At 71.8% G+C, this 9660-nt stretch carries 8 protein-coding genes; 6 read left to right on the top strand and 2 right to left on the bottom strand.

Going from position 1 to position 9660, the window contains the following annotated elements:
* Positions 1-36 precede the first annotated feature (36 nt).
* Positions 37-534: a 50S ribosomal protein L17 gene (gene rplQ / locus ABD327_RS12615; RefSeq protein ID WP_344450533.1), complete on the top strand. Its 498-nt coding sequence runs from the start codon at positions 37-39 to the stop codon at positions 532-534.
* Positions 535-680: 146 nt separating this feature from the next.
* On the top strand, positions 681-1541 hold the full coding sequence (gene truA, locus ABD327_RS12610; RefSeq protein WP_344450510.1) for a tRNA pseudouridine(38-40) synthase TruA: 861 nt from the start codon (positions 681-683) through the stop codon (positions 1539-1541).
* On the opposite strand, the gene ABD327_RS12605 is transcribed toward truA, so the two are convergent.
* Positions 1528-2853: a hypothetical protein gene (locus tag ABD327_RS12605; protein WP_344450509.1), complete on the bottom strand. Its 1326-nt coding sequence runs from the start codon at positions 2851-2853 to the stop codon at positions 1528-1530. The genes truA and ABD327_RS12605 overlap by 14 nt on opposite strands.
* A 51-nt stretch (positions 2854-2904) precedes the next feature.
* Complete coding sequence (locus ABD327_RS12600) at positions 2905-4713, bottom strand: hypothetical protein (RefSeq protein ID WP_344450508.1); 1809 nt, start codon at positions 4711-4713, stop codon at positions 2905-2907.
* Positions 4714-5060: 347 nt separating this feature from the next.
* Here ABD327_RS12600 and rplM point away from each other — a divergent pair, with 347 nt between their 5' ends.
* The 4 genes from rplM (at position 5061) to ABD327_RS12580 (ending at position 9654) form a co-directional block, all read left to right on the top strand.
* Complete coding sequence (gene rplM, locus ABD327_RS12595) at positions 5061-5504, top strand: 50S ribosomal protein L13 (RefSeq protein WP_344450507.1); 444 nt, start codon at positions 5061-5063, stop codon at positions 5502-5504.
* 108 nt (positions 5505-5612) lie between these two features.
* Positions 5613-6122 carry a 30S ribosomal protein S9 gene (rpsI, locus tag ABD327_RS12590; protein ID WP_344450506.1) on the top strand — a complete coding sequence of 170 codons (510 nt, stop codon included), beginning with the start codon at positions 5613-5615 and terminating at the stop codon, positions 6120-6122.
* An 85-nt stretch (positions 6123-6207) separates the two neighbouring features.
* A complete protein-coding gene (gene glmM, locus ABD327_RS12585) occupies positions 6208-7548 on the top strand; it encodes a phosphoglucosamine mutase (RefSeq protein ID WP_344450505.1) in 1341 nt (446 codons plus the stop codon).
* 93 nt (positions 7549-7641) lie between these two features.
* The gene (locus tag ABD327_RS12580; protein ID WP_344450504.1) at positions 7642-9654 is read left to right on the top strand and encodes a HelD family protein; all 2013 of its coding nucleotides are present in this window, start codon (positions 7642-7644) and stop codon (positions 9652-9654) included.
* Positions 9655-9660: the final 6 nt, after the last annotated feature.

Genomic DNA, 9660 nt, shown 5'->3' with positions numbered 1-9660 from the left:
CAGTACCTGACACGGCTGGGGCAGGAAGGAAGAGCCATGCCCAAGCCCGCCAAGGGTGCCCGCCTCGGCGGCAGCCCGGCCCACGAGAAGCTGATCCTGGCGAACCTCGCCACCCAGCTCTTCGAGCACGGCCGCATCACCACCACCGAGGCCAAGGCGCGCCGGCTGCGCCCGGTCGCCGAGAAGCTGATCACCAAGGCGAAGAAGGGCGACATCGCCAACCGCCGCCTGGTGATCAAGACCATCCGGGACAAGGGTGTGGTGCACAAGCTGTTCGCCGAGATCGGCCCGCACTTCGCCGAGCGTCCGGGCGGCTACACCCGGATCACGAAGATCGGCGCCCGCAAGGGCGACAACGCGCCGATGGCCGTGATCGAGCTCGTCGCCGAGCAGGTCTCCGGCGTGACGGTCCGCAAGACCGCCGCCGAGGAGCCGAAGGCCGAGACCACCGAGGCCACCGAGGCTGCCGAGACCACGGAGAGCACCGAGGCCGCCGAGGCCGCGGAGTCCTCCGAGGCCAAGGCCGCCGAGTAAAGGCACAGCCTCGATTCGGGCCCGTCGTCCTCTCCGGAGGGCGCCGGGCCCGTTCGCCTTTGGGACACTGCTCCCGCGGGCACCGCTCTCGCGAGCGCTCTTCTTCAGGTCGCTGTTCTTCTCACGTGGGGACGGGAAGCTGTCATATGACGTCGTTGGTGAGACTCCGGCTGGACATCAGCTATGACGGAGCGGACTTCGCGGGCTGGGCGCGCCAGCCCGGGCAGCGCACCGTCCAGGGGGTCGTCGAGGACGCGCTGGCGCGGATCATGCGGCTGGACCCGCCGCCGGTCCTGACCGTGGCGGGCCGTACGGACTCCGGGGTGCACGCGACGGGCCAGGTGGCGCACGTGGTGGTCCCGACGACGGCCTACCAGCAGATCAGCCGGGCGATGTCGCGCCGGCTGGCCGCCGTGCTCCCGCCGGACGTGCGGGTGCGCGAGGTGGCCCCGGCCCCCGAGGGCTTCGACGCCCGGTTCTCGGCGCTGCGCAGGCGCTACGAGTACCGCGTCAGCGACGAGCCGACGGGGGTGGCGCCGCTGCGCCGCCGGGACACCGTCTGGCATCCGCGCCCGCTGGACGTCGGCCGGATGAACGAGGCGTCGGCGCTCCTGGTCGGCGAGCACGACTTCGCCGCGTACTGCCGCAAGCGCGAGGGCGCCACCACGATCCGCAGGCTGCTGCGGTACGAGTGGGAGCGTGCGGAGGAGCGGCTGGCGGTGGCGACGGTCGAGGCCGACGCGTTCTGCCACTCGATGGTCCGGGCGCTCGTCGGGGCGGTGCTGTCGGTCGGCGACGGACGCCGTCCGGTGGAGTGGCCGCGCGAGGTGCTGCTGGCCGGGGTGCGGGACTCGGCGGTGAAGGTGGCCCCGGCGCACGGGCTGGCCCTGGTGGAGGTCGTCTACCCCGGGGACCACGAGCTGGCCGACCGCGCCCTGGCGACCCGCAGGGTGCGGACGCTGGACCGGCCTGTGCTGCCCGTGGTCCCCTCGCCTAGCGCTTCTTGAGGGGCTCGTTCACGTAGGCGATGAGGGAACGGGCCGCCTGGCCGAGCTCCTTGGGCTGCTTGGCGGGCTTGGTGCCGTCCAGGTACTGCGCGTAGGCGTAGAGCACGTAGCGCCCGTAGGTGTCCAGGGCGGGGTGGCCGCCGGTCTTGGCGAGGGCCTTGGAGTTCTTGCCGGGCAGGGCCACGAACCAGTTGCCCTTGCGCAACGGGGTGCCGCTCTTCTGGACGGCGAGCGCGACCTTCTTGGCGGGCATGGCGACGACGCCGACGGTGACGCCGATCTTCTTGTCGGCGGTGAGGTAGGTCGCGCGGACCAGGCCCTGGCACTTCTGCTTCACCAGAGTCCTGGCCATGGAGCCGTTGGCGGCGTAGTCGCAGCGCAGGTTGAGCGACTTGCGGTCCATGACGAAGTCGCGGCCGCCGAGCCGGAGCTTCTTGGCGGGGAAGATCTCGCTCAGGGTCAGCGGCTCGGGGTCGGTCTTGGCGCTGTCCACGGACGGGGCGGCGGGCTTGGTCGAGGAGGTGCCGGGCGTCGGCTCGGGCGTGGGGGACTGAGCGGGAGCGTCCGGGGTCTGGGCGACCATCGGGGTCTCGGCGGGCCGCACGATCTCCTCGTCGCCGCCGGAACCGGTGAGCAGCACGTAGGCGGCTCCGGCGACGGCCAGGGTCGGCACGAGCGCGAGCGCGACGTACAGCAGCGTGCGCTTCTTCTTGGGCTCCGGAGCCGCGGGCAGGGGTTCGAGGGCCGTGGAGGGGGTCTGGGCCGCCGCGGGCACGGACGCCACGGAGGGCCGGGCCGCGAGGTCGACGACGGTCTGGCCGGGATTCCAGCCGCCGGGCTGGGCCGCGGCGTCCCCGGTGGGCGGCGCCCAGGCCGCGGGGGAGTCCAGCAGCCGCTGCTCGGTCAGGGCCTTGTCGCCCGCGACGGGGGCGGGCAGGTCGGTCGCGGTCCGGGTGGCGGCCTGCGCCGGAGGGGCGAAGGCCACGTCCCGGGACAGGTCGGTGACGGTGGCGCCGGTGTCCGCGCCACCGCCGCCCGCGGTCGGACGAGGCGCGGGCGGGACCGCGCGGCGGGTGTCGACGGAGGGCACGCCGGGACCCGCCACCAGGACTCCCGGTGGTTCGGCCCCTGAGCCCGGCGGGGCGTCGGGGCTCCACCAGGGAGCGCTGGGCGGGCCCTGCACCGGTGGACCGCCCTGAGCGGTCGCCGTGGCGGGCTGGTCGGTGCGTTGGCCGAAGCCCGGTGCGGCGGAGGGTGCCGACGTGTCGTCGGTGGCCTCCGCGCCGGGCGGGACGCCGTCAGGACCGGACATGGACGTACAGCGTAGTCAAATCAGTAGAGATCCGGAGCCTTCGCCAGGAATTCAGCTGCCCGGCTTGCCTGTCTCGTCACGAATATTCAGGGCGGGCCCGAGGTTGCTGCCCACGACGGTGCTCTGCGCGAACGTCTGCGCCGCCTTCTTGAACTTGGCGGGGATGGTCTTGCCGTTCGGCAGCTGCACCCAGGTCATGATCAGGTAGTGGCCGCGGGTCCAGGCCGCGCCCAGGGCGTCGCCCTGCCCGATCTTGCTGGTGACGCCCTTGGCCGGCACCGCGACCACGTAGGCGTCCTTGGCCGTCGCGGCCTTGGCGGCCTTGGAAGCGGCCGAGGCGGTGGCGAGGTTGGCCACGCCGACCGTCCCGATCATCTTGCCGCCCGCGGTGGTGAAGGTGGCGCGCAGGAACTGGGTGCACTTGCCCTTGGCCAGCGACGACCGCAGCGCCGTCCCGTTGACCGCGTCCTTGCAGGAGGACTTCTTGCGGACGGTCATCACGTAGGTGATGCCGTCCTCGGTGAAGCGCTTCTTGCGGAACACCTCGCCGAGGGTCAGCGGCCGGGGGTCGCTCTTCCGGCTCTCCAGCAGGCCGCCCTCGGCGGCCGGCGCGGTCGGCTGCGCGGCCGCCGAGGGGCCGTCGTTCGCGCTGGGCGTGCCGCCCGCCGTCGGGGTGTCCGAGGTGTTCGACGCCGGCCGCCCGGTCTCGTCCTTGCCGTTCAGCAGGAGGAAGCCCGCGACCAGCGCCACCGCGGTGATCAGGACCCCGCCGAAGATCAGGGGCTTGCGGTTCGACCCGCCCTTGCCCTCCTCCGTGAGGCCGGGCGGGACCCCGTCGGCGGGCCACTGCTCGCCCGGTCCGAAGCCGTCGCCGCCCTGCTGCCACGGAGCGGCCTGCTGCGGGCCGGTGTAGCCGTCGTGAGGAGGCCGGCCCGGCTGGTCGAACGGGGGCATCGGCTGCGGCCCGCTGCGGCCGTCGTAGGGCTGCTGCTCGAAGGAGTGGGGCTGCTCGTACGGCTGCTGCTGGTCGTACGGCTGCTGCTCGTACGACTGCTGCTGGTCATAGGGCTGCTCGTACGACTGGCTCTGCTCATACGACTGGCTCTGCTCGTACGGCTGCTGGTCGAACGGCTGGTCCTGCCACGTCGCCTGGGGGGAGAGCGACTGGGCTCCGGTGAAGGGCTGTGACGCCGGAGCGCCCTCCGGCGCTTCATAGGGGGAAGACTCGTAGGACGGCGACTCATAGGGAGGGAATGCCTGGGTTCCGCCGTGAGTCTCGTAGGGCTGCGCGGAAAGAGCTCCGCCGGGAGCGTCGAAAGCGCCCGCGGAAGGCTGGGAGACGTCCTGGTACCCGTGCTGGTCGTAGGACGGGGAGTCGTAGACGGGCAGCGCGTGGGTGCCCGTGGGCGGCTCGTAAGGCTGCTGCTGCTGCTGGGAGGCGTCTTCCCAGGGGGTCGCCTGCGGGCCGCTGGGGCCGTCCAGAGGGCTCTCGGGCCAGCCGGAGGGGGCGGGGGCCTCGGGAAGGGACGGCTGGGCGCCGGTGCCGTGACCGCTGAAGGAGGCCGGCGCCGAGAGGGGGTCGTCGCCCCATGAGGGCTGTGATTCGGCCCACTCCGGTGCGGCGGGGGGCTGCGGCGGAGCCGCGGCGCTCTCCAGCCAGGATCCGGCCCGGCCGGACTGCGGGTCGGCCGCCCATCCCGTCGACCCGGCCTCCGCGTCGTTCCACGAGGAGGGGGCCGCCTCCTGGTCCTCGGACGGCTGCTGCGGGACCGGCGCGCTCAACGGGTGCCGGGACCAGGGGTCGGTCTCCGGCGGAGTGCTGTCCCATGGCGGCTGGTCGTTGTCACCCGGATAACCCATGTTGCGGAGCCTATCGGTCGTTTCGAGGTGCCCTTCGGCCCGAGTTCGTCCCACCATGACACGGCCGGAGCCTCCGTGCAGCTCATTCTGCGCACCGGGGGGAGAGTTCTCAGGCATACTGGAGGCATACTGTCAGAGGCAGGATCAGCGCCCGTAGCTGCCTATGCCGCACCGGAGACACCCGGGCGGAGCGGTCTCACGCGGGTGCTGCTTTGCCCGTGCTCCAGAGCTTGGGTATCCTGCTCCTTTGTATGTGTCGGGTTGCCAGTCAGGCATGCACACCGGCACCCGGTCCGGATCATCCGAAGGGCCGATCCCAACAGTCGACAGAAACGAAGGCTTACGCCGTGCGCACGTACACCCCTAAGCCCGCTGACGTGCAGCGTCAGTGGCACGTCATCGACGCGACCGATGTCGTGCTGGGTCGCCTTGCCAGCCAGGTCGCGATCCTGCTTCGGGGCAAGCACAAGCCGATCTACGCTCCCCACGTTGACACCGGTGACTTCGTCATCATCATCAACGCCGACAAGGTCTCGCTCAGCGGTAAGAAGCTCGAGCAGAAGAAGGCCTACCGTCACTCGGGCTACCCGGGTGGTCTGCGCGCCGTCGCCTACAAGGACCTGCTCGAGAAGCACCCCGAGCGGGCCGTGGAGAAGGCGATCAAGGGCATGCTGCCCAAGAACAAGCTCGGCCGCGCGATGTTCGGCAAGGTGAAGGTCTACGCGGGCCCGAACCACCCGCACACCGCCCAGCAGCCGGTGCCGTTCGAGATCACGCAGATCGCCCAGTAGATCTGGCCTCTGTGCCGGCTCCACCATTCAAAAAAGAGGCCGCTGGGGCGCCCTGGAATTCGCGTCAGGGTCCGCCGCCCCGGTTAGAAGACCACAACAAGGAGAATCGTGGCTGAGACCACTGAGAGCACCGAGCCTCAGGAGGAGTTCACCTCCTTCGAGGACGCTCCGTCCGAATACACCACCGAGTCCGCGGTGGCCGAAGAGGACGTCGTCCGCGTCCCGGCCGCGACCGGCCCGGCCTCCGCGACCGGCCGCCGCAAGCAGGCGATCGCCCGCGTACGCATCGTCCCCGGCTCCGGCAACTGGACGGTCAACGGCCGCACCCTCGAGGGCTACTTCCCGAACAAGGTGCACCAGCAGCTCATCAACGAGCCCTTCGTCACGCTCGGCCTCGAGGGCCAGTGGGACGTCATCGCCCGCATCAACGGCGGCGGCGTGACCGGCCAGGCCGGCGCCCTGCGCATGGGGATCTCCCGGGCGCTGCAGAACTCCGACCCGGACAGCCGCCCCGCCCTGAAGAAGGCCGGCTTCCTCACCCGTGACCCGCGGGCCAAGGAACGCAAGAAGGCCGGTCTCAAGAAGGCCCGTAAGGCTCCGCAGTACAGCAAGCGTTGATTCTCCGGCTTGCTTGACCGGACGGCGGGCACCACTGAAGTGGTGCCCGCCGTTTGGTATTCCCCCGAGTAGGAAGTGGTCTGTCGTGGGTCGTTTGTTCGGAACTGATGGCGTGCGTGGCCTGGCGAACCGGGACCTCACCGCGCGGCTGGCGATGGAGCTGTCCATGGCCGCGGCCCGGGTGCTGGGCGACGCGGGCGCTTTCGAGGGGCACCGTCCGGTCGCGGTGGTGGGCAGGGACCCGCGGGCCTCGGGCGAGTTCCTGGAGGCCGCGGTCGTCGCGGGCCTGGCGGGAGCGGGCGTCGACGTGCTGCGCCTGGGCGTGCTGCCGACCCCGGCCGTGGCCTACCTGACCAGGGAGCTCGGCGCGGACCTGGGCGTCATGCTCTCGGCCTCGCACAACCCGGCCCCCGACAACGGCATCAAGTTCTTCGACCGCAGCGGCTACAAACTCCCCGACGAGATCGAGGACCGCATCGAGGCCAAGATCGGCGAGGAGTGGAACGCGCCGACGGGCGCGGGCGTCGGCCGGGTCCGCGAGGCCCACGGCGAGCTCGCCAGGTACGCCGAGCACCTGCTGTCGACGCTGGACATCTCCCTGGCCGGACTGCGCGTGGTGGTCGACTGCGCGCACGGGGCGTCGGCGGAGCTCGCGCCGGGCCTGCTGCGCCGGGCGGGCGCCGAGGTCTTCGAGATCGGCGCCGCGCCGGACGGGCTCAACATCAACGACGGGGTGGGCTCGACCCATCTGGACACGCTGCGCGAGGCGGTGTTGAAGCACGGCGCGGCCATGGGCCTGGCCTTCGACGGCGACGCCGACCGCTGCCTGGCGGTCACCTCCGGCGGCGAGGTGGTGGACGGCGACCAGATCATGGCGATCCTGGCGCTGGAGCTGCACGAGGCAGGACGGCTGCCGGCCGGGACGGTCGTCGCGACGGTCATGTCGAACCTCGGCTTCAAGCTGGCGCTGCAGGGCCACGGGCTGAAGATCCTGGAGACGGCGGTGGGGGACCGCTACGTCCTGGAGGCGATGCGCGAGGGCGGGTACGGCTTCGGCGGCGAGCAGTCCGGGCATGTGATCATGCTGGAGCACGGCACCACCGGAGACGGCCTGCTGACGGGGCTGCACCTGCTCGGCGCGGTGGCCCGGCGCGGCCGCCCGCTGGACGAGCTGGCCAAGTGCATGACGCGGCTGCCGCAGGTGCTCATCAACGTGCGCGGGGTGGACAAGGCGCGGGCGAAGACGTCCGAGGAGCTGCGGGCGGCGATCAGCGCGGCCGAACTCGAGCTGGGGGCCTCAGGGCGGGTGCTGATCCGCCCGTCGGGCACCGAGCCGATGGTCCGGGTGATGGTCGAGGCCGCGGCCGAGGACCAGGCCCACACCATCGCGGAGCGGCTGGCGGACGTCGTCCGCACGCACCTGTAACGGCTCTCCCCGGGCTCGGATATTCGGTTTCGGACAGGCGCGCGGTTTCACTAGGCTGGTGGGTTCGCCCATCTTTCGAAGGAGAGCCGACGCATGCCCGGGGAAGCCGACGTACCGAAGACTCTGGAGACGCTGGAGGCGGAGCGCGCCCATCTCGGGAAGGCGCGTGAGGCGCTTCGCGGGATGCGCGAGCACGCGGAGTCGCTGTCGGCCGACGCGGCGGGCGACTGGGTGTCCAGGCAGGTGCTGGAGTCGCTGCTGGACCAGCGGGTCAGGGCGCTCGCGGACCACCCGGACACGCCGCTGTTCTTCGGCCGGCTCGACCACCGAAGCGATCTCGGCGCGGAGCTGCCCGAGACGGTCCACGTCGGGCGGCGGCACGTGCACGACGAGGAGGGGCTGGCGCTCGTCCTGGACTGGCGGGCGCCGGTGTCGCGGGCGTTCTACCGGGCGGGGCCCCGGGATCCGATGGGAGTGGCGCGGCGCCGGCGGTTCGGTTTCGACCGCGGGGAGCTGACGGGCTTCGAGGACGAGCCGCTGGACGGGCGGGAGCTCGGGCCGTCCCGGCTGCTGACCGAGGAGATCGAGCGGCCGCGCACCGGGCCGATGCGCGACATCGTCGCGACGATCCAGCCGGAGCAGGACGTCATCGTGCGGGCGGAGCTGTCGGAGACGGTGTGCGTCCAGGGGGCTCCGGGCACGGGGAAGACCGCGGTGGGGCTGCACCGGGCGGCCTACCTGCTGTTCGCCCACCGGGAGCGGCTGAGTCGCGCGGGGGTGCTCATCGTCGGACCCAACCGGGCATTCCTCTCGTATATCGCCAGCGTGCTGCCCGCGCTGGGAGAAGTGCGGGTCGACCAGGCGACCGTGGACGACCTCCTCGGGATCCCGACGGGAACGGAAGCACTTTCCGTCGCCGCTCTGAAAGGCGACGTACGCCTCGCGGAAGTGCTGCGGAAAGCATTGTGGATGCATCTTCGCAAGCCCGAGACGGGCCTGTTGTTCGTCAAAGGCGGTTCGCGTTACCGCATTCCCGATCACGAGATCAGGGAGCTGGTCTCCTCCCTGCGGGGGACGACGCGCTACGGGGCCGGGCGCCACACCCTCACGCAGCGGCTCGCGCACCGTGTGCTGGTGCAGATGGAGCAGCGCGGAGAGGCTCCGGACGACCGCGTTCACGACGCCGTCGCGCGTTCCAAGGCCGTCAAGGCGGTCGTCGAGCAGGTGTGGCCGAAGGTGACGCCGCAGCAGATCCTCCACAGGCTGTTCAGCGACGCGGAGTTCCTCGCGCAGGCGGCCAGGGGGCTGCTGGACGAGGAGGAGCAGGAGCTGCTGCGGTGGCGGAGGGCGCCGCGTTCTGCGCGCTCGGCCAAGTGGACCCCGGCCGACCTCGCGCTGCTCGACGAGCTCGCCGACCTCGTCGAGCGCACCGGTTCGCTCGGGCATCTCGTCGTGGACGAGGCGCAGGACCTGTCGCCGATGCAGCTGCGCGCGCTGGGACGGCGCTGCGCGACCGGCTCGGCGACCGTCCTGGGGGACCTGGCCCAGGGCACGACGCCCTGGGCCGCGCGCACGTGGCGGGAGGTGCTGGTCCACCTCGGGCAGGAGGGCGAGGTGACCGAGCTGACGCTCGGCTTCCGGGTTCCCCGTGAGGTGCTGGACTACGCGGCGAGGCTGCTGCCGTCCGTCGCGCCGGAACTGGCGGCCCCGCGGTCGCTGCGGGGCGGGCCGGGGACTTTGTCGGTGCGCAAGGTCAGGGACGTGCACGACGCGGCTGTCACGGCGCTTCTGGAGCTCCAGGCGAGGGACGGTTCCCTCGGGGTCGTCGTCGCCGACGACCGGCTCGAGGAGCTGGGGAAGACGCTGGAGGCCAACGGCGTGGACCACGCCGTCCTCACCGCCGAAGGCGTAGCGGGCGAACGGGTCCATCTCGTTCCCGCGACCCTCGCCAAGGGACTCGAATACGACCATGTCGTGGTCGCGGAGCCCGCGGAGATCGTCGCCGCCGAGGAGAAGGGCCTGGCCCGGCTGTACGTGGTGCTGACCCGCGCGGTGACCTCGCTGACCGTCCTGCACCACGAGCCGCTGCCCGTCGAGCTCGGCTGAGCCCGG

This window comes from Actinocorallia aurantiaca (assembly GCF_039533685.1).
GTDB lineage: Bacteria > Actinomycetota > Actinomycetes > Streptosporangiales > Streptosporangiaceae > Actinocorallia > Actinocorallia aurantiaca.
Note: the sequence above shows the minus strand (reverse complement) of the source record. Positions and strands in the feature narration are given on the sequence as shown.